Below are 20,007 nucleotides of genomic sequence, written 5' to 3' on the forward strand. Positions count from 1 at the left end.
AAACTGATAGATTTATCACTATGACAAAATTACTGAACGTTGCAGGCGCTATTTCACTATTGTTAGGCTGCATTGTGAGCTCAAATGCGGTCGCTGTTGATGAGCAACCTCAAAGCCTAAGCCAACTTCAATCTTTGGGTAACAATAACCAAAACATTTCTAATTCTAGCTTACAGCAGGGTACGTTTAATAAGACTAGTCGTTCAGGTGTTTTGTTGCCAGGTGAGGCTAGTGCGCAAGAGTTACTTCCTGCCGCAGAAGAAGGATTGCCGCCGCCATTTGGTGCCAACTTATTCGCTGGTGGGTATGAGAGTGAACGCTCTGACGGCTTAAACGATGATTACGTAGTTGCACCAGGCGATAAAGTGTCTGTTTGGCTTTGGGGGGCAGTGAATCAATCAGAGGTACTAACGGTTGATAATCAGTCGAACCTGTTTATTACCAATGTCGGCCCAATAAATGTGGCCAATGTCAAAGCTAGCCAGCTCAACCAAGTGGTTACCGAGCGTATTAAACAAGTCTACAAGTCCAGTGTGAGCATCTATGTAAATCTACTTACAGCAACTCCTGTGAGTGTCTATATCACTGGAAGTGTTATTCGGCCTGGGCAATATGCTGGGGTAGCTTCTGACAGTGTACTGTATTATTTGAAACGTGCTGGAGGTATAGACTCAGAACGAGGTAGTTATCGCTCTGTCAAGGTGCTAAGAAACAACGAAGTGATTAAAGAGATTGATTTATATGACTTCGTATTAGGTGGTTATTTACCTCGATTTAATTTTAAAGACGGCGATGTCATTTTAGTTGAACGTCAGCAGGCGACTATTTTGGTGACAGGGTCAGTAAGAAACCCATTTCGATTTGAGCTTGATAAAGACGAGTCGATAGGTACTGATCTAATTAAAATTGCGCGTCCATACGCCAAGGTAAGCCATGTAGGTGTTGTTGGCGATAGAGCTGACGGCCCATTTTCAATCTATGTACCTTTCGCCGAGTTTGCGCAGTTTCAGCTAAAAGACGGTGACCGCGTGTTTTTTAACGATGATATCAGAGCACAAATCTTCGACATTCAGGTTGCCGGCAGCTATTTAGGTCCATCGTATTTCGCAGTCAAAAAAGATACTCGTCTGTATGATCTTTTAGCACATATTGAAGTAGACCCTAACTTAGCTGATTTTCAATCTGTTTATATCCAACGTAAGAGTGTTGCTCAAAAGCAAAAGGAGCTTATCGATCAGTCTTTAGAGCGACTTGAGCGAAGTGTATTTACTGCACCAGCGTCTTCAGATGGTGAAGCAAGTATCAGGTTGCAAGAAGGGCAAATGATTCTGCAATTTACTGAGCGTGCGAGAAAAATTGTACCACTAGGTAAGGTAGTTATTGCAGAAAACGGCAAAATAGCCAACGTTTTGCTTGAGCAGGGAGACATTGTCCATATCCCTGCCAAAAGCGACCTTGTTCAGGTTGGTGGCGAAGTGATGATGCCGCAGGCCTTGGTGTACAACGAAAATGCAACTGTAGAAGATTACATTGCGTGGGCTGGTGGATATAGTGAGCGAGCTAACTATGAGCAGATTATGGTGATCAATCCAAATGGTATGGTTAGATTAAACGCAACAGGCGCGCTTAAGCCTGGAGACCAGATCCTAGTCCTACCGAAAGTTGACGCAAAGATCATGCAAAATGTTAAAGACATCACGCAAATTATCTACCAAATTGCTGTAGCGGCTAACGCGATCAAATAATATGACGACGTTAATAAAGCGCAATAATTGGCAGGTCTGGAAAGATGTTGTTTTTGCGCTTTTTGTAAGAGAAATTAGAACCGGATTTAACGACAAGTTTGGATTAGCCTGGGCGGTAATTAACCCTGTTGTATTCATTTTTGCGCTTGCCTACGGCCGTTCATTAATTTCAGGCCCTGAAACCCATAGTATGCCTGGATTTACCTTCATGGCACTAGGCTTGCTGATGATCCAGCTGTTTCTTGAAGTGCTAAATAATACGTCTAATGCAATTAAGAAGAACAAGGCTCTATACGCGTTCAGACAAGTTCAACCAATAAGTGGGATTATCGCTTCAGGTGTGTTTCAGTTGTTGGTGAAATTGGTTGCTATGTTAGTGATTGCCCTGCTGATGTTCCTGATGGGGATTGAATTGCGATTTGATAACCCGTTACTAATGCTTAGCAATATCTTAATGTTGTGGCTAATTGCTATGTCAATTGGGTGCACTTTTGCAATCATGGCTTGCTATGTAGAAGAGATGCAAAAGGTTTTAAGTTTACTGTCGCGGCCTTTATTTTTTATCTCGTGCGTATTCTTCTCACTTCAAGATGTTCCTAGGGAATACTGGCCATATTTAAATTGGAATCCTATTGCTCATGCAATTGAGCTTACTAGGTATGGGGCATATACCAGTTATGGGTTAGAGGGTGTAAGTCAACTGTTCTTGGCAATGTGTACGCTAACAACGGTATTTTTGGCTTGCTGCAGTTACTTCGCTAGCTGGAAACAAGCTATAAGCAGGTAGTCAATTGATTGTTATTGATAATCTAACGAAATTCTATCCTTCAAAACTTGGAAACCAATACGTTTTTAAGGATTTGTCTTTTGTTATTCCTGGCGGGCATAACATTGCTATTTTAGGTCGCAATGGTGCAGGTAAGTCCACGTTATTTAGGATCCTTGCAGGCAGTGAGTATCCAAATAAAGGGCGAGTGATTACTGATTTAAACTTGTCTTGGCCAGTTGCACTGGCAACCGGAATACACCCGCAGATGACAGGGCAAGAGAATACGCGTTTCATCGGTACCATTAACGGCGTAGCCAATTTAGATGAGTTTGAGGACAAGGTTAGGGAGTTTGCGCAGTTAGGGGAAAGATACCTGTTACCTGTTCGAACATACTCTAGTGGCATGAGGTCTCGTCTTGCATTTGCATGTTCAATAGCGATTGATTTCGATGTCTATTTAATTGATGAAGTAACCTCTGTGGGTGATGTGAAGTTTCGAAAACGCACTAAGGATGCTCTTACCGAAAAGAGTAAGCAAGCTAACGTAATTATGGTCAGCCATGAGATGAATGAATTGCGACACTTTTGTGATAGCGCTCTAGTTTTAAATCAAGGGCAACTCACGTTTTACGATGACCTCGAAGAGGGTATTGCAAATTATCAGGCGCTATAAACTATGAGCTCAAAAGAAATTAGTGATTTAACAGAACAAAAATTCGAACAGCTTGAAAAACAGCAAGATGCAAAAGTTTGGAATAGTTGGCAAGAATTATTAAATCTAGCAAATGACCTTAAAGGTGAAGATATTTATCTTGCAAGGCGAGTGTTGTGGCGCGCGAAGTTTTTGGCACCAGAGAATGAAGAGCAAGTGTTAGCCGCGATTAAGACAATTCAAAGAGAAATTAAAGCTGACGAAGTTGAGTCTGAGTATGATGAAGGTGAATCAAATTCTGGCGGTGAACCTCGCGCAAGGTCATTGTTAGCAAAATTCGCACTTCTGTTAGGAGAAACTGAGCAGCAAGATAAGGCTAGGCAAGTAGTTAAGCAGCCTTGGTTTATTTTTGTAGTTGCTCCCTTCTTATTGTTTGCGTTTCATCAAATCATTTGGTCTAGTCCGCGCTATGAAAGTCGTGCTCAGCTAATCGTTCAGCAACCTGATAGTATGGCAACGATGGATGCTTCGATGGCATTGTTAACAGGATTGGGGGTGAGTAATGCAGGCGGCACTGATTCGGAATTGGTGAAAGCGTACATCAACTCAGAAGACATGTTAAATCACATAAATTCTGAACTTGGGTTGTTTGAGCATTACACCTCTGGCAATGTCGACTTTTTCTCAAGACTTGCCTCTGATGCCACTAAGGAAGAGTTTTACGAGTATTACTTGAAACGCACAATAGTCACTATTGATGACAAATCTGGCGTGATTAGTGTTTTTTCTCAGGGATTTTCTCCGGAGTATGCTCACCAGTTGACGGTTCAAATTATTGATAGAGCCGAGTGGTACATTAATTCAATAGGCCATCAGCTAGCAGAAGCTCAACTAAAGTTTATCCGACAAGAGCACAGCAAGGTTGAAAACCGATTACATGATGCAAAGAAGCAGTTGATTGGTTTCCAGCAAAACAACAATTTATTAGATCCCGAAGCCGAAGGCATAGCATTGCAGCAAATTGCTTATGGTATGGAGGCTGAAGTTGCTCAAAAACGAGCGGAGCTTAAAGCATTGAAGTCAATTATGACGGACCAGGCTCCACAGGTTATGGTATTGCAAGCTGAGTTGGACGCTCTTGAAAAGCAGCTAGCTACTGAAAGGCAACGATTGTCTCTAGCACAGAATGAAACTGCAGTCGTTGAAGGAAATTATTCTGGCGAGCCCAAAGCCATTAGCCAAGTTTTAGCGAACTACTCAGATTACAAAATTGAGCTTGAGTTAGCGTTGCAAGCATACACGTCTTCAGAGGTCTCACTTGAAAAATCGAGAATCGAAGCGTACCGACAATTAAAGTATTTAATTGTAGTGGAGTCGGCTACGACTCCTGAAGATTACCAGTATCCGCAGATTATTTATAACCTCACGTTATTTGCGGTGATACTAATAATGTTGTTCACCGTTGGTAAGATCGTACTCGCGACTGCGAGGGAACTTAATTAGTCCATGAATGGAGTTCCGTTAGTTTTGTCGGCCAATAGAAATAGCATAACAGATTATTTTTAGGTGTAATTATTAATAACTTAAGCCCAATAAGTCGCTTGCCATCTTGTAAAGGTATTATCCTTGCTGGGGGGACGGGAACGCGCTTGTACCCATTAACGCAAGTAGTTAGTAAACAGCTCATGTCTGTATATGACAAGCCGATGATTTATTACCCTATATCGACCCTACTGCTGGCAGGTGTAAAAGAGTTTTTGTTGATTGTTACGCCAGAAGAGCTTCACCGCTTTCAACGGCTGTTAGGCGACGGCTCTCATTGGGGGATCAGCATTGAATATACGGTGCAACCAAGTCCCGATGGTTTAGCTCAAGCATTTATTTTGGCTGAAGAATTTCTACAAGGAGCCCCAGCGGCACTAATTCTTGGTGACAACTTGTTCTATGGCCATGACTTGTCCAGCTCTTTGCAGCGCGTCGCTCAAAAAAGTTCAGGCGCAACAGTGTTTGGCTACCATGTATCTAACCCACAAGCCTATGGTGTGGTTGATTTTGATGGCTCTGGTAAAGCGGTATCGGTAGAAGAAAAACCCAGCAAACCTAAATCAAACTACGCAATCCCCGGCGTTTACTTCTTCGACAATAAGGTTGTTGAATTAGCGAAGACAGTTACCCCTTCCTCTAGGGGGGAGCTAGAAATAACGGATTTAATTCATTTGTATCTCGAGCGCGGGGAATTAGATGTAGAAATCATGGGGCGAGGCACTGCTTGGCTTGATACTGGTACGCTTGACGACCTGTTAGACGCGGCCAACTTTGTTCGCTCTATTGAAAAAAGGCAAGGGTTAAAAATTAGTTGCCCTGAAGAAATTGTCTATCGAATGGGCTATATCGATAGCGAGCAGCTAAGACGCTTAGCACAACCATTACAAAAGTCTGGCTACGGTCAGTACTTGTTAGATGTATTAGAACAATCTTACTTTAGCGCTGCAAAAAATGAAGTTTATTGATACAGAAATTGAAGATGTAAAAGTAATTGAGCCTGTCGTTTTTGGCGATGAACGAGGTTTTTTTATGGAAACCTTTAGGGCGGATTTGTTTGCGCTTAATTGTGGCCAAACTGAGTTTGTTCAGGAAAACCATAGTAAGTCGACAAAAGGGGTGCTAAGGGGCCTACATTACCAGACTCAAAATACCCAAGGAAAACTTGTTCGGGTCACACAAGGTGAAGTGTTTGATGTAGCAGTCGATTTGCGAATAAATTCTAAAACTTTTGGTAAATGGGTTGGAGTTAATTTATCTGACACAAACAAGCGACAGCTATGGATACCAGAAGGTTTTGCGCATGGTTTTTATGTGTTAAGTGAGACGGCAGAGTTTGCGTATAAATGTACAGATACTTATAACCCTAATGCTGAAGTATCGATTAGCTGGGATGACCCCGATGTTGCCATTGATTGGCCGATTTTAGATAACTTACCAGTTCAGTTATCAGGTAAAGATTTAGCCGGGATTAGTTTTACCAATGCACCAAAATTCGATGACTGACACTATTAAAGTTCTAATTACCGGTAAAGGCGGGCAATTAGCAACCGAGCTAATTAAAGTATTCCCTAACAAATTCGACGTAGTTGCTTTGTCGTCCCACGAGCTCGATATTGTTGATGCAGAGTCTGTTGAACGTTCAATTGCTGCTGTTAAACCTGCCATTGTAATTAATGCAGCCGCTTATACTGCGGTAGATAAAGCTGAAGACAATCAGCAACGGGCTTTTGATGTAAATTATTTGGGCAGTGAACACTTAGCTCATGCATGTAAGGTTGCTGGTTGCAGCTTGATACATGTTTCAACAGACTTTGTATTTGATGGTAAAAAGGCGATGCCTTATCTTGTTGATGATGCGCCAAATCCTATCAACGTTTATGGTGCATCAAAACTGCGAGGTGAGCGGGCTATTACCAATGTGCTTGAGGATGCTGTTGTGATTCGCACAGCTTGGGTTTATTCCTGTAGTGGGAATAACTTTGTAAAAACCATGCTTTCGTTGATGCAAAATAAGCCTGAGTTAAGCGTGATATGTGATCAAATAGGTACGCCAACCTGGGCTAATGGTTTGGCTCAGTTTATTTGGCAAATAGCTTCAAAGTATGGCGAGAGCGAACGCCAATCACTTGTAGCAAAGCCAACTACATATCATTGGACTGATGCAGGAATAGCTTCTTGGTATGATTTTGCTGTCGCAATAAGGGATTTAGGCATAGAAAAAGGGATTCTGAAGCAGGCGACCCTTATTAACCCAATTACTGCGAATCAGTATCCTTTGCCAGCTAAAAGGCCTAGTTATAGCGTGCTGGACAAGACAGAAACAGAACGCTTGACTGGGTTTAAGACCATACATTGGCGACAACAGCTTGATTGCATGCTGGATGAATATACCGAACAATAGTTAATAGTCAGCAGGCTAAACGTAAATTAAGGTTAAAGCAAACTAAGTCAAAATCAGGTTAAGAAAATAATTAATGGAAAAGAGAAATATACTTGTCACAGGTGGCGCAGGGTTTATTGGAAGTAACTTTGTACACTATTGGCTACGTAAAAATCCGCAAGATAAACTCATTGTTTTAGACGCGTTAACCTATGCTGGCAACCTCAATAATTTGAGTCATATCGACTGTGATAATTTTATCTTTGTTAAAGGTGACATTAACGATACCAACTTAGTGGAACAGTTAATATTAGATCATCAGATTAATACCATAGTGCATTTTGCTGCTGAGTCTCACGTTGATCGCTCAATTTTCGGGCCTGATGCCTTTATCGAAACCAATATTTTAGGTACACATAGTTTGCTCAAAGCAGCAAAAAAAATCTGGATCGATGTACCACAGCAAAATGGCAACCCAGTTAAGTCACACCGTTTTCATCACGTGAGCACTGATGAAGTATATGGTTCGTTAAAAAAAGAGGCACCTGGTTTTACTGAGAAGCATGCTTACGAGCCTAACTCACCCTATTCAGCCTCAAAGGCTGCGTCTGATCACCTTGTTAGGGCTTACCATCATACGTATGGTCTTGAAGTGACGACATCTAATTGTTCCAATAATTATGGTCCGTTTCACTTTCCTGAAAAGTTAATTCCACTGGTGATTACCAATATTTTGCAAAATAAAGCATTGCCTATATACGGAGACGGTTTACAGATCCGTGATTGGTTATTTGTAGAAGACCATGCTCGAGCTATTGAGCTTGTTCTTGATAAAGGCGATGTTGGAGAAACCTATAATATTGGTGGTAATAATGAATGGGCAAATATCGATATTGTAAAACTAATTTGTGATAGAGTTAACGCTCGGTTTAGCCACAATCCTAGTCTTGCTCATAAATTCCCTAACGCACTAGAAGCAATTAAAGGAAGTAGTGAAAATCTAATCTCCTATGTTACTGATAGAGCAGGGCATGACAGACGATATGCAATTGATGCTCAAAAAGTGCAGGATGAACTTGGCTTTGAACCTGAGCATACATTCGAAACTGGTTTTGACAAAACGTTAGATTGGTTTTTAGAAAATACTTTATGGTGGCAGCAAATACTTGATGGAAGCTATCAAGGTAATACTTAATCGGAAGGAATTCATGAAATTAACTCCAATAGTCATGGCAGGTGGTTCAGGAACTCGACTATGGCCTTTGAGTCGTTCACGATTTCCAAAGCAGTTCTTAAAGATAGCATCAAGTGTCAGTATGTTGCAGCAAACGGTGAAACGTACAGTAAACCTGTCATCCGAAGATTGTATGTTGTTGTGTAACGAAGAGCATAGGTTTTTAGTTGCCGAGCAACTTAGAGAGCTTAATTATCAAAATGGCCGCATTATGCTGGAGCCTGCTGGTCGCAATACCGCCCCTGCAATTGCATTAGCAGCATTTGATATTGCCGAAAAAGATGGCGATGCTTTGATGATGGTGATGGCGGCCGATCATGTTATCGAAAATCAGTCAGCGTTTGAAAAAGCTATTCTTAATGCCATTCCGTTAGCTGGAGATAATAAGTTAGTGACCTTTGGTATTGTGGCAAACTCGCCAGAAACAGGTTATGGCTATATCAAGCGTGGCAAAATGTTATCTGATGATGCTTTTGAGGTTGAACGTTTTGTAGAAAAACCAAATTTAGCTACCGCAGAAGATTATCTAGAATCAGGTGAATACTACTGGAATAGTGGTATGTTTATGTTCAAAGCAAGTGTCTACCTTGAAGCTTTGAAAACAAACGCTCCAGAAATTTTCCAAGCCTGTGAAGCAGCTTATAAAGCAAAGAGTGAAGACTTTGACTTTATTCGTGCTGGTAAGCAAGAGTTTCTTCAGTCGCCTGATGACTCCATTGATTATGCCATTATGGAACATACAACTGACGCGGTTGTTGTCCCTATGGATGCGGGGTGGAGTGATGTTGGATCATGGTCAGCCCTTTGGGAAATCGATAAAAAAGATGGCAACGGCAACGCGACTAATGGTGATGTTATTTTACATAACACATCTGACTGTTTAGTTCATGCAACCAGCCGTTTAGTCTCTACTGTGGGCTTAAAAGACGTGGTTATCGTTGAAACTAAAGATGCAGTGTTGGCCGCGCATAAAGATCAGGTTCAAGATGTTAAAGAAATCGTCTCCAAGCTAAAAGCTGATGAACGCACGGAGTTTAAACATCACCGCGAAGTATACCGCCCATGGGGATATTATGACTCGATTGATTGTGGTGAGCGTTACCAAGTTAAGCGCATTACAGTCAAACCTGGGGCTAAACTATCAGTACAGATGCATCATCACCGTGCTGAGCATTGGATTGTAGTATCAGGTACCGCAAAAGTGACTAATGGAGATAAAGACATACTCCTCACTGAAAACCAATCAACTTATATCCCAGTTGGTGTAGTTCATGCCTTAGAAAATCCTGGTAAGGTAGATTTAGAGTTGATTGAAGTTCAGTCTGGCAGCTATTTAGGCGAAGACGACATAGTACGTTTTGAAGACCGCTACGGTAGAGTTAAGGGTTAAATAATGGCGATGTTAAATACTCAGACTGTATTGCAAAGCTCTAATATCGCTTTTGGTACCAGTGGCGCAAGAGGGCTTGTTACCGATTTTTCTAATGAGGTATGTTCGGCGTTTACCCACGCGTTTATTGACGTTATGCAAGCTGAAAATAAACTAGACAAAATAGCAATCGGCATTGATAACCGCCCTAGCAGTTATCAGATGGCTATGGCTTGTGCTAGTGCAGCTGTAAAGGCTGGGGTTAAGGTTGACTTTCATGGCGTATTGCCAACACCTGCATTAGCTTTTTTTGCGTTAGAGCAAGCTATTCCATGCATAATGGTTACTGGCAGCCATATTCCATTTGACCGAAATGGTCTAAAGTTTTATCGCCCAGATGGTGAGATAACTAAGGCCGATGAACTGGCAATATTATCTGTCGATAAAGGCTTTGATTTGGTTAATGAATTACCAAAGCTTGAAGTGGATAGTAGAGCTGTAGATGCGTACATTAATCGCTATTCGAGCCTATTTGACGGCGAGCAACCGCTTGCTAATAAACGCATAGGTATATATGAACACTCTAGTGCAGGAAGAGATATTTACCGTGACATTTTTGAGCGTCTAGGCGCTGAGGTTATCTCATTAGGCAGGACTGACACTTTTGTCCCTATTGATACTGAAGCGGTTGCAGAAGAAGACATTCAGCGAGCAAAATCATGGTCTGATGAACATAAGCTTGATGCTATTTTTTCTACAGATGGCGATGGCGATCGCCCATTAGTTGCCGATGGAAGCGGCAACTGGCTGCGAGGTGACTTGCTAGGACTTTTGTGTGCGGACTTGCTAAACATAGAAGCACTAGCCGTGCCTGTTAGTTGTAATACAGCTATAGAGTTATCCCAAGCATTTTACTGGGTATCTCGCACTCGTATTGGTTCGCCATATGTTATTGCACAGTTTTCTGAACTTTCAAAAGATTACGTATCTGTGGCGGGATTTGAAGCTAACGGCGGGTTCATGTTGGGCAGTAACATAAAGGTTAACAACAAGCTTTTAAAAGCGTTACCTACAAGGGATGCCGTATTACCTGCTTTGATTGTTTTGGCCGCATCAGCTAAAGCTCCTATTGCCGAGATGCTTAATCGCTTACCTTCTCGCTATACCGCCAGCGATCGAATCAAGAACTTTGAAACTCAACGCAGCAAAGTGTTACTCCAATCTGCAGAGCAAAAACCACAAGCATTGCTAGATGCTCTTGAAATTGATCAACAAGTCGTAAATACAGATAACACTGATGGTTTACGGATGTCGCTTAATAGTGGTGATGTGGTCCATTTGAGGCCTTCAGGCAATGCGCCTGAATTACGCTGCTATGCAGAATCTATGTGTGAAGACAATGCTAAGCTTCTAGTTAAAAATACTCTGGACGCAATTGTTAACATAAAAATATAACGACAAGGTTAATTATGGAATCGGTTTTAGTTATTAGTTTCATTGAGCGGGAATGTACGCAAGCAATTAGTACAAGCTTGAATTCAAAATGTGAAGTCAACTTTATTTACTGTTCGGCTCCTACTTCTGAGGTACACCTAGCTGCTCAAAAGGCGAGTAAAATACTTGCTATTAGCTGTGTTCCTGAACGTTATGTTGCTAAGTACTTGAGTGAAGAGCTAGCTGAAGAGTGTAATGACTTAAGCTCTAAAGTTGAAACATTGACTGAGCGATGGTCCACAGTATCTAATGCCTTCGTTGAGATTGTCGTCAAGCATAGAAGTAAGACCTTTGTAATTGATGAAGGTATATTGCAATCTCCTGATGAGACTTCAGTTGACTGCATTGAACAATTCTTTGGTGGGAAAGTTGATATATCCAATTGGGGCGATAACGGGTGCCAGCCTACAGCATTGTTAGCCTCAATGGGATTGCTTGGTGCTGAACATCACGCTCATGTCGAGTATGAAGAACTAATAGCCATCGCTAACGTTCGTCAGAGTGTTGGGGATTTTAACGCTAGAATTGAACAGGTAACTAAACTAGCCAGTTTATTCAATCGAGGGTTAGAAGAACAAATATCACTCCTTGAACAGCAAAACGTTGACAATGAAACTGGACTTGAGAAATTAGCTTCTGACAATGAATTATTGCTATTACAAGTTCACCAGTTACAAGAAGAGCTTAAACAGGCCTTTATTGAGCTACAGCAAAGCCAAGAACTGAATTCTGAAAATAAAGCAGAGCTAGCCGAGCGAGATAATCAACTTCAAAGTGCCAATAGGAGCAATTGTGAGCTAAAAAGAGATTTCCAAGATTTACAACAAAAACTTGATGAAATTAATACTGAATTAAATGCTTCTCAAGCAGAGCAAGAGCTTACTATATTGCAGGTTCATCAGTTGCAAGAAGAGCTTGAGCAATCCTTTGTAGAACTGAAACAGAGCAAAGTTGAAAATCAGGCGTTTGAAGCTCGCATTGTGGAACTACAAAACTTCGAGTCTGAATGTAATGCGCATTTACAGAAAATTGAGCACTTAAATCAGCAATTGTTGGATTCAAGTATTGGCTCATCAGGACAGAATGATGATCTTGAATTAACTCTATTACAGGTGCATCAACTACAAGAAGAGCTTGAACAAACTCATCTTAGCTTAGAAGATACGAAGCAACTGAATCAAGACTTAAAGTCAACAGTTAATCAGCTTAATGACCGTGAGTTAAAAGGTACTGCACAAAACCAGCAGATTGACCTTTTGCAGCAAGAACTTAAGCAGGTAAAAGCTACGCTTCAGGATATGACGTCTGACAATGAGCTTTCTATACTACAAATTCATCAGTTACAAGAAGAGTTAGAATTCTATTATCTCAAACTAACTGAAGCGGAAGCTAAGATGAAGGAGCTGGAACCTGTTCAGTATTTCTCTGATATTCCGCCAACAACACTGGCTCTACTCGGTTCGTTACATTCGCCTGTAGCAGACTTTAAATAAATATATAAACAATGACTCAAATTTTTGCACACAGGTTAATCGTTGCAGACCCAGGGTTAACCTCGGTAAGTGGTCATCACGCTGCAGTACTCGATGTGTTGAACTGTGAAGCCTTGCTTGAACAAAATGTAAAGGTTGAAGTGTGGCATAGCAAGGGTGCAGATGAAACAGTAACCAAGCTTGTTGAAGATAAAAAGGCTGCATCGAAACAGTTTTTCAGTGCAGCTTTTTATAACTATATTTTTGAGCCTGCAAGGTTGAAGGATCAGCAACGCCAAATAAAGACACTCGTGTCTGAATACCAAACCTTGCTGTTGTTGAGTGGTGACAGTGGTCGCAATAGCGTGTTGTTTCATACCATGGACTGGTATCACTTATGGGCGTTATCACTTGCTGCTAAGTGGGCGTTTAAAGCAAGTGGTAAGTTGCCAAACATTATACTTTTACTCATGTTTAATCCACTTAATCAAACGAGTAAGTATCATACGGCACCATTGTATGGCATAGCATGTAAAGTATTAAGTGGTTTTGAACAAGTAAAAATATTTGCAGGTGATTATGAAACCTCAATTGAGGTTTCGAGTTTAATCGGAGTAGATAGATTACCTTTACACCCTTGTTTGGTTGTAAGTGACGTTAATGTAGCATCGATTGAAAGTTATACTTCTAAGAGCAAGTCGTTATTGTTATATTGTGGCGATGCTAAGGCAAATAAGGGATTTAATGAGCTACCACACCTATTAGAGCAGCTAATTGGAAGAGTATCCAGTATCGACTCAGGCGAGATAGAGTTAGTGATTCATTACACTAACTTGAGTAGCGATATTGAACTTCAGGAAACCGAGCAAAAGCTCGACCAGATAGCCTACAAATTTGATAAGTTAAGGCTGATAAAAGGCTTTATACCTGAGGCTCAAATGGCCACACTGATTAGCTCAAGCTCAGCTATGTTGATGAACTATGATGAAAAAGTATACCAGCATAAAAGCTCCGGTATGGTTTGGTTAGCCGCTATCTATAATACACCTTTGATATGCTTAACCGACACTTGGGTGAACAGAGAAGCAGCCAGACTAGGATTGTCTCACATTCACACTCAACCGTTCTTACTACATCAAGCAATTGAAGGTATGTTCGGTTCGGGTGTTATGCCCAGCCGCTATTATAAAAATATCTTTAGACCTTTTAGCTGCTGGTTATCTAATCAGTTATAGAATATATCGAGAAATGGACTACAAAATAGTGGACACTGTAACAAGTTTAGCTAGCATTATTAACTCTAACATCCTCAGTAAAAATAATAAGAAACTTGGACATATTTTTTGGCTTGGTGCAGGTGCAGCTAAAGATACTAATTCGCTCATTCACTTAAACCCTGAATCATTAGTGCTTGTCGATGCGTTACCTGAGTTGACCAACAAGTTAAAGCGCAAATACTCGAAGTATGGCAATGTTGTAGTGATAAACGACATCATTAGCGCCGATGGTTCACCAACTTCTTTCTTTTCATGTAAACCCACAAAGTTCTCTGGGCTAAGTCTGCCAGTAGACTTAAATAAGTTATACCCAAATGCATTGATCAGTGAGCTACAAGGCTTATCGACTAAGAATATCAGTGACTTAATCAATAGTTACTCGTTAGAACAAGCTAAAGCAAATGTATTGATACTTGATTTAGGTACAGAACAACAAAAAATATTCGAGACCCTCGATGAACAGTTAATTGCTAAATTTGAATGCATAATACTGTCGCAAGCTGAAGTATTAATTGAAAGCAGCACTAAGCAACATTTACTAGATGGTGGGTTTGAAGCGAAGCAAGTTGGCAATAAATTCGTCGCAGTAAAAGATGAAACACGAATTAAAGTTAGAGAGCTGACACAAGCATTAAAGCTAGCTAACAGTAAAGTAGAATCTTTGACATTAGACAATAAGTCTGTAACTCAAACACAAACAGAGTTACAGCAGGCTTATGAGCGTTCGTTGGAGCAAATAGCAAAGCTTGAACGTACTAATTCAGACTTAAAGCAAGACATTTTTGATTTGAAGTCAATCAATGAGAATGCTGTAACGATAACAGCGCAAATTGAGTCAGAAAAACAACAGCTTCATGATGAACTAAGCGCTGAGGTGACAGTGCTTAAGTCAGCTAATCAGCAGTTACAACAAGAAAAGCAAAGTTATAACCAGGAATACGAGAAACTAAAGATTGAGCTTTGCAACAAATCTAGCCTTTTTGAAGAGCAGATTAAATCTGAAAAAGCTAAACAGCAAGAACTAAGTACAGAACTCACCAAAGTAAAATCTTCTAATAAGCAGTTGTCGCAAGATAAGCAAAGTTCTAACCAGGAACGCGAGAAATTACAGGTTGAACTTAATAACAAATCTAACCTACTTGAAGGACAGCATAAAGCCGAAAAAGCTAAGCAACAACAAATAAGCGCAGAACTCGCAGACTCCAAATCAATGAATCAGCAGTTGCAGAATGACAATGAGGTCCTGGCAGAGCAACGAGATAAGCTTAAAATAGAGCTGGCAGAAAAAAATACTATTAATGAAAAGCAATTGGTTGAGCTTTCTTCGATTCAAGCTCAACTTGAGTCCGCTTTAGTCAGCAACTCAGAACTGGAGTCAAATGCTGAAAAAATATCTAAGCAGTGTGTATCGCTTGAAAATAAGAACACATCTATTTTAAAGGATGCTGAAGAGTTATCAAACCAAGTAGCTTCTTTAAAAACACAATTGGCAGACTCAAATGCAAAAGAAAAGTACTATAACGATAAGTGTAAACATCTAGAAAACAATGAGCTGGCTACAGGAATTGAGATTAGTAGTTTAGAAAAGCAGATCGAACTGATAGCAAGAATATTAAAATAAGATATGGAAAAATTTGAACCGAGAAAGTATTTGGATGTCGGTACGCTTATAACCGGTGTTGATATATTGCATTTTGATAATGCTGTGGACTCAATATATATTCGAAAGCTACAGTCAAATTGGCTATTGGGGAACTGGGAAAAGATCTTACCATTAATTGAGTCTGATGAGACTGAGCTTTGTGATTTTGCTAAGTTGATTAAGCTTGCTGTGCTGCAACAGGTTGGAGACTTTGAAGAATTTAGTGAACAGCTTAATTTAACGGTAGAATTGATAAAAAACAGTGATGTTACAAAAGAGCTTGTTTGTGACATATTGTTGTCGGGGTTATATTGTCGCTTAGCCCGGGTTCACTTGTTAAAGGGCGATGGTGAAAGGGCTAAGCAGATATTTAGGCAAAGTATAGTCGCTCTTGGTGTTACTTCTGATATCGATGAGATAACATTTGTCAGATATATGGGAGAGTGTAAAAGGGTTAGCAGGGAGCAACATAATCCAAGTGGCTTGTCTTTGATAAGCTCCAAGCCAATTAGCTATCCAAATGTAACTGATTTAATCGCAGAGAATAATAAGTTAAGCCTGATAGTTAATACCTATATATCAAATACAAAATACAAAGCGGCAAGTAAGCTTGATGCTCTTATTGATATTCGCAGCAAACAATCTCAAAACGTGATAGTCGTTGCTGGTATGAGGCACTCAGGTTCTACTGCATTGTTTAATATCATTCGAATTGCACACGAATTATCTGGAGTACCTTTATTGTCGGATTATTCGGAAAAACCATCGTGTAAAGAGGTTTTGGAAGATGAACGTAATAGTTTATTAATTAAAACTCACGAATTTAGGGACGATATTGCTACGCGTTCTAGCTATATATTTACTACGCGTAGGGATTTAAGGGACAGTGTAGCGTCGGCTAAACGTAGGGACTTTCCAATGCTTCAAAAGGTTGGGGGGGTGTTAGAGTATGCTAAGTATAATCGATCACTACATGCGGTTTGGGACGATCTATCAAATTTTGAATTCATTTACGAAGAATTCATGCAGGCTCCAAGTCGAGTAATTGCAAGAATTGTTGAGGTATTGGGGTTTGATGAAAAAATTGCAAGTGAAGTATTTTCTCGTGTAACGAATCTTCCAACAAATGACTATCATACGACTTTATTATCCAGTACACATATAACTGATCCAGAACGCAAGCTTAGTTATAGAACCACGCTTGATGATAAAAGTATATCCACGATCAATAAGCAGCATCTTTTATGGCTACGGAAATACGGTTATGAATAATGTTGAACGGTATCATAATCGTCATGAAGGCGAAAGCGCTGTTATTGTATGTAATGGACCTTCGCTGAATAAAATGGACTTATCATTTTTAAAAAAAAATGTGTGCTTTGGACTAAATAAAATTTATTTAGGATTTAGTCAGTTTCACTTTTACCCTAAATATTACGTGGCTGTGAACGAAAAAGTCCTAAGGCAATCGGAGAACAACATAAAACAGCTTGCATCGGTTAAGTTTCTAAGCAATCGATGTCCAGAGTTATTCAGTGATAATGCACTCACAAGCGTTTTGAGGACTGACAATCCGCGCACAAGGTTTTGTAAAGATATTTCTGAAGGATTAGAAGAGGGCTGGACCGTAACCTTTGCTGCACTTCAAATAGCTTTTTATCTAGGGTTTTCGAAAGTGTTTATTATCGGTATGGATCATGACTTTCAATATCAAGGCGAACCTAACCAAGAGAGTACAATGACTGGAAATGACCCGAATCATTTTCATAAAGATTATTTCGCAGATGGGGTAAAGTGGGATAACCCTGATTTGGTAAAATCTGAAGAGTCTTATCGGCTTGCTAAGGTGATATACGAAGAGCATGGCCGTCAGATTGTAGACGCAACGCTTGATGGGAAGTGTCAAGTATTTGAAAAAATGCATTATAAACAAGCTTTTGGAGCAGATATTGATTAGTTCATTTTCTAAGTTTAAGTGTAGCCTTGGCGAAGGAATCGTCTGGCATCCAGAAACTAACTCAATTTTGTGGGTTGATATTAATCAAAATAAGGTTTTTAAAAAGAGAGTTAATTCGACGTCGATTGAATACGACGCATGTTGGATTCTTGACGAGACGCCAACGGCGGTAATATTGAGTGATTCATCAGATTCAGTTTTACTATTAACAGAAAGAAGATTAGCTAACTTAACCATTAGCTCTGGCGAGCTAAGCACAATTGTAAATTTGTCCTTGCCAGATGGGGTTCGCACAAATGATGCAGGAGTTGGTCCATCTAATACTATTTGGTTTGGAACAATGGAGAGTTCGCCATCTGGAATTAATGGTAATATATACATTATTGACAGTGACTTGGTTGTTCATGACACTGGAATAAAAATGGGGATCCCTAATACGTTCTTATGGGATCAACGCTCAGACCTTGTTTACGTTTCAGATTCCTACGTCAATTCATTGTATGGCGTTCGTTTTAATAAAGGAGCTGCTGACGTCAATAAGATATATTGTGTTGAAGACAGTTCATGTACGCCTGATGGCGGATGCCATATCAATAGCGAATCATTTGTTGTTGCGCATTGGGGAGCCGCTCAATTGAGATGGTTCAACAAGGGAGGGCTTTATAATACATCCGATTTGCCTGTATTACAGCCAACAAACTGCTGCGTCATCAATCAATCCGGATGCACGGAATTATACGTGACTTCTGCCACAGAGGGTTTATCTGAGTTTGAGTTGGATAAATATCCAAAATCTGGTGAGTTGATCAAGATAAAACTCAATAACAAGTTTGAATTACAGGAGCCAATACGTTGGGTGACAAAAAACTAGCCAGTGTCGTTATCAGAACTCTGAATGAACAAAGGTACCTCGAAGAGCTGTTGACGTCTATAAATAATCAACGATGCAGCTTAGTGGATGTGGAAGTTGTTATTGTTGATTCTGGTTCAACCGATAGAACTTTAGATATTGCACGATCGTTTGGGGCTCGAATTACTCATATCAAAAAATCAGAATTTACTTTCGGTCGCTCCCTAAATGTTGGGTGTGAATTTGCCAATGGTAACTTTCTGATATTTGTTAGTGGCCATTGTATTCCAGCATCAAATGAGTGGCTTGATGAGCTCTGTAAACCGTTTTTAGACGGGGTTGCTCAATATAGTTATGGGCGTCAAGTTGGCCGTGATACAACAAAATATTCTGAACAATGTCATTTTAACAAATGGTTTCCAGAATATAGCAAAATCCCCCAAGAAGGTTACTTTTGCAACAACGCTAATGCCGCTGTAACAAAGGATGCATGGTTAAAATACAGGTTTTGCGAGAAACTAACTGGATTAGAAGATATGCATTTGGCTAAGCAGTTGGTAGAGAGTGGTGGGCAAGTTGCCTACGTTGCTACTGCTCCTGTATATCATATTCATGATGAAACCTGGCGACAAGTAAGGACAAGGTATGAACGAGAAGCGTATGCGTTAAAGGAAATCATGCCAGACGTTCACTTTTCATTCATGGACTTTGTCCGTTACTACATTTCTGGTGTTATGAGTGATTGTGCTGCTGCAATACGTGAGAAAACATTTTCGAAGAATTTCAAAGATATTCTTTTCTTTCGTTTCAATCACTATTGGGGAACGTACAAAGGTAATCACGAAGTAAGAAAACTATCTAAACAAAAGAAATTAAATTATTTTTATCCAAAAGATTTAGAGAAAGGTAAATATCATGAAAAAGAAAGTAGTTGCACTGCTACCAATGAAGGCCAATAGCACTCGGGTTAAAGGGAAAAACTTTAGAGATTTTTGTGGTAAGCCACTTTTTAGATGGATTCTTGATAGCTTATTGGCGGTCGAGGCAATTGATAAAGTTATTATCAACACAGATGCGAGAGATATTTTAGCAGAGAATGGTTTAGTTGATACTGACCGAATAATGATTAGAGACCGGAAGCAAGAGATTTGTGGTGACGAAGTGTCAATGAACTCAGTATTAGCAGATGATATTGCTAACATTGAAGCAGATATATATTTAATGACACATACAACAAACCCACTACTTTCGGCTTCTACAATCAAACAGGCATTAGAAAAGTATGAAGAGGCGTTGTTAACCGGTAGAGCTGATTCGCTTTTCACTGTCAATAAAATCCAGACTCGTTTTTATACTGAATCTTGTGAAGCTATAAATCATGACCCTGATAATCTCATACCTACTCAAGACCTTGAGCCTTGGTATGAAGAGAACTCTAATTTGTACTTGTTTAACCGTGATAGTTTTGCGAAAACTAACGCTCGAATAGGTAGCGCACCGACTATGATGGTCTCACCTGCTCTTGAGTGTTCGGACATTGATACCCCTGATGATTGGGATAGAGCGGTTGTTATGACACATTACATGTTGGATAAAGGCTTAATTGAAGTTTAAGGAATAG

18 protein-coding genes are annotated in these 20,007 nt (G+C 40.1%); all 18 read left to right on the forward strand.

Features of this window, described 5'->3' with window-relative positions; genetic code table 11:
* Positions 1–20: 20 nt before the first annotated feature.
* The 18 genes from G3R49_RS05700 to G3R49_RS05785 all read left to right on the forward strand — a co-directional run bounded on the left by G3R49_RS05700 (position 21) and on the right by G3R49_RS05785 (position 20,000).
* Positions 21–1,745, forward strand: coding sequence for a polysaccharide biosynthesis/export family protein (locus G3R49_RS05700; protein WP_167868979.1), 1,725 nt, complete (start codon positions 21–23; stop codon positions 1,743–1,745).
* Between the two features lies 1 nt (position 1,746).
* The gene (locus G3R49_RS05705) at positions 1,747–2,532 is read left to right on the forward strand and encodes an ABC transporter permease (protein WP_167868980.1); all 786 of its coding nucleotides are present in this window, start codon (positions 1,747–1,749) and stop codon (positions 2,530–2,532) included.
* 4 nt (positions 2,533–2,536) lie between these two features.
* On the forward strand, positions 2,537–3,187 hold the full coding sequence (locus tag G3R49_RS05710; protein WP_167868981.1) for an ABC transporter ATP-binding protein: 651 nt from the start codon (positions 2,537–2,539) through the stop codon (positions 3,185–3,187).
* A 3-nt stretch (positions 3,188–3,190) separates the two neighbouring features.
* On the forward strand, positions 3,191–4,669 hold the full coding sequence (locus tag G3R49_RS05715) for a lipopolysaccharide biosynthesis protein (protein WP_167868982.1): 1,479 nt from the start codon (positions 3,191–3,193) through the stop codon (positions 4,667–4,669).
* A 98-nt stretch (positions 4,670–4,767) separates the two neighbouring features.
* Positions 4,768–5,676: a glucose-1-phosphate thymidylyltransferase RfbA gene (gene rfbA / locus G3R49_RS05720; RefSeq protein ID WP_167868983.1), complete on the forward strand. Its 909-nt coding sequence runs from the start codon at positions 4,768–4,770 to the stop codon at positions 5,674–5,676.
* Positions 5,663–6,214: a dTDP-4-dehydrorhamnose 3,5-epimerase gene (gene rfbC, locus G3R49_RS05725; protein WP_167868984.1), complete on the forward strand. Its 552-nt coding sequence runs from the start codon at positions 5,663–5,665 to the stop codon at positions 6,212–6,214. Before rfbA ends, rfbC begins: the two co-directional genes overlap by 14 nt.
* Before the next feature lie 4 nt (positions 6,215–6,218).
* Positions 6,219–7,112: a dTDP-4-dehydrorhamnose reductase gene (rfbD, locus tag G3R49_RS05730; protein ID WP_167869389.1), complete on the forward strand. Its 894-nt coding sequence runs from the start codon at positions 6,219–6,221 to the stop codon at positions 7,110–7,112.
* Positions 7,113–7,185: 73 nt separating this feature from the next.
* The gene (gene rfbB, locus G3R49_RS05735; protein WP_167868985.1) at positions 7,186–8,286 is read left to right on the forward strand and encodes a dTDP-glucose 4,6-dehydratase; all 1,101 of its coding nucleotides are present in this window, start codon (positions 7,186–7,188) and stop codon (positions 8,284–8,286) included.
* Positions 8,287–8,299: 13 nt separating this feature from the next.
* Positions 8,300–9,715 carry a mannose-1-phosphate guanylyltransferase/mannose-6-phosphate isomerase gene (locus G3R49_RS05740; protein ID WP_167868986.1) on the forward strand — a complete coding sequence of 472 codons (1,416 nt, stop codon included), beginning with the start codon at positions 8,300–8,302 and terminating at the stop codon, positions 9,713–9,715.
* A gap of 9 nt (positions 9,716–9,724) precedes the next feature.
* Entirely contained in the window at positions 9,725–11,149 is a 1,425-nt protein-coding gene (locus G3R49_RS05745) for a phosphomannomutase (RefSeq protein ID WP_210147149.1), read from the forward strand.
* A 14-nt stretch (positions 11,150–11,163) separates the two neighbouring features.
* Positions 11,164–12,681, forward strand: a complete 1,518-nt coding sequence (locus G3R49_RS05750) for a hypothetical protein (protein ID WP_167868987.1) — start codon at positions 11,164–11,166, stop codon at positions 12,679–12,681.
* 11 nt (positions 12,682–12,692) lie between these two features.
* The gene (locus tag G3R49_RS05755) at positions 12,693–13,895 is read left to right on the forward strand and encodes a hypothetical protein (protein ID WP_167868988.1); all 1,203 of its coding nucleotides are present in this window, start codon (positions 12,693–12,695) and stop codon (positions 13,893–13,895) included.
* A complete protein-coding gene (locus G3R49_RS05760; protein WP_167868989.1) occupies positions 13,825–15,558 on the forward strand; it encodes a hypothetical protein in 1,734 nt (577 codons plus the stop codon). Before G3R49_RS05755 ends, G3R49_RS05760 begins: the two co-directional genes overlap by 71 nt.
* Positions 15,559–15,561: 3 nt before the next feature.
* Positions 15,562–16,851 carry a hypothetical protein gene (locus tag G3R49_RS05765; RefSeq protein WP_167868990.1) on the forward strand — a complete coding sequence of 430 codons (1,290 nt, stop codon included), beginning with the start codon at positions 15,562–15,564 and terminating at the stop codon, positions 16,849–16,851.
* Positions 16,844–17,536: a 6-hydroxymethylpterin diphosphokinase MptE-like protein gene (locus G3R49_RS05770; protein WP_167868991.1), complete on the forward strand. Its 693-nt coding sequence runs from the start codon at positions 16,844–16,846 to the stop codon at positions 17,534–17,536. The genes G3R49_RS05765 and G3R49_RS05770 overlap by 8 nt, the downstream gene beginning before the upstream one ends.
* On the forward strand, positions 17,529–18,407 hold the full coding sequence (locus tag G3R49_RS05775; RefSeq protein WP_167868992.1) for an SMP-30/gluconolactonase/LRE family protein: 879 nt from the start codon (positions 17,529–17,531) through the stop codon (positions 18,405–18,407). The genes G3R49_RS05770 and G3R49_RS05775 overlap by 8 nt, the downstream gene beginning before the upstream one ends.
* A complete protein-coding gene (locus G3R49_RS05780; RefSeq protein WP_167868993.1) occupies positions 18,389–19,345 on the forward strand; it encodes a glycosyltransferase family 2 protein in 957 nt (318 codons plus the stop codon). Before G3R49_RS05775 ends, G3R49_RS05780 begins: the two co-directional genes overlap by 19 nt.
* Positions 19,302–20,000: an acylneuraminate cytidylyltransferase family protein gene (locus tag G3R49_RS05785; protein ID WP_167868994.1), complete on the forward strand. Its 699-nt coding sequence runs from the start codon at positions 19,302–19,304 to the stop codon at positions 19,998–20,000. The genes G3R49_RS05780 and G3R49_RS05785 overlap by 44 nt, the downstream gene beginning before the upstream one ends.
* Positions 20,001–20,007: the final 7 nt, after the last annotated feature.

The organism is Shewanella sp. WXL01 (genome assembly GCF_012263345.1).
GTDB lineage: Bacteria > Pseudomonadota > Gammaproteobacteria > Enterobacterales > Shewanellaceae > Shewanella > Shewanella maritima.

What these genes read in the sequence shown, in the direction of transcription:
- G3R49_RS05770 (WP_167868991.1), top strand. Translation starts at nt 16,844, where the DNA reads ATGAATAATGTTGAACGGTATCATAATCGTCATGAAGGCGAAAGCGCT.
- G3R49_RS05785 (WP_167868994.1), top strand. Translation starts at nt 19,302, where the DNA reads ATGAAAAAGAAAGTAGTTGCACTGCTACCAATGAAGGCCAATAGCACT.
- G3R49_RS05755 (WP_167868988.1), top strand. Translation starts at nt 12,693, where the DNA reads ATGACTCAAATTTTTGCACACAGGTTAATCGTTGCAGACCCAGGGTTA.
- G3R49_RS05765 (WP_167868990.1), top strand. Translation starts at nt 15,562, where the DNA reads ATGGAAAAATTTGAACCGAGAAAGTATTTGGATGTCGGTACGCTTATA.
- G3R49_RS05745 (WP_210147149.1), top strand. Translation starts at nt 9,725, where the DNA reads ATGTTAAATACTCAGACTGTATTGCAAAGCTCTAATATCGCTTTTGGT.
- G3R49_RS05715 (WP_167868982.1), top strand. Translation starts at nt 3,191, where the DNA reads ATGAGCTCAAAAGAAATTAGTGATTTAACAGAACAAAAATTCGAACAG.
- rfbB (WP_167868985.1), top strand. Translation starts at nt 7,186, where the DNA reads ATGGAAAAGAGAAATATACTTGTCACAGGTGGCGCAGGGTTTATTGGA.
- G3R49_RS05705 (WP_167868980.1), top strand. Translation starts at nt 1,747, where the DNA reads ATGACGACGTTAATAAAGCGCAATAATTGGCAGGTCTGGAAAGATGTT.
- rfbC (WP_167868984.1), top strand. Translation starts at nt 5,663, where the DNA reads ATGAAGTTTATTGATACAGAAATTGAAGATGTAAAAGTAATTGAGCCT.
- G3R49_RS05700 (WP_167868979.1), top strand. Translation starts at nt 21, where the DNA reads ATGACAAAATTACTGAACGTTGCAGGCGCTATTTCACTATTGTTAGGC.
- G3R49_RS05750 (WP_167868987.1), top strand. Translation starts at nt 11,164, where the DNA reads ATGGAATCGGTTTTAGTTATTAGTTTCATTGAGCGGGAATGTACGCAA.
- G3R49_RS05740 (WP_167868986.1), top strand. Translation starts at nt 8,300, where the DNA reads ATGAAATTAACTCCAATAGTCATGGCAGGTGGTTCAGGAACTCGACTA.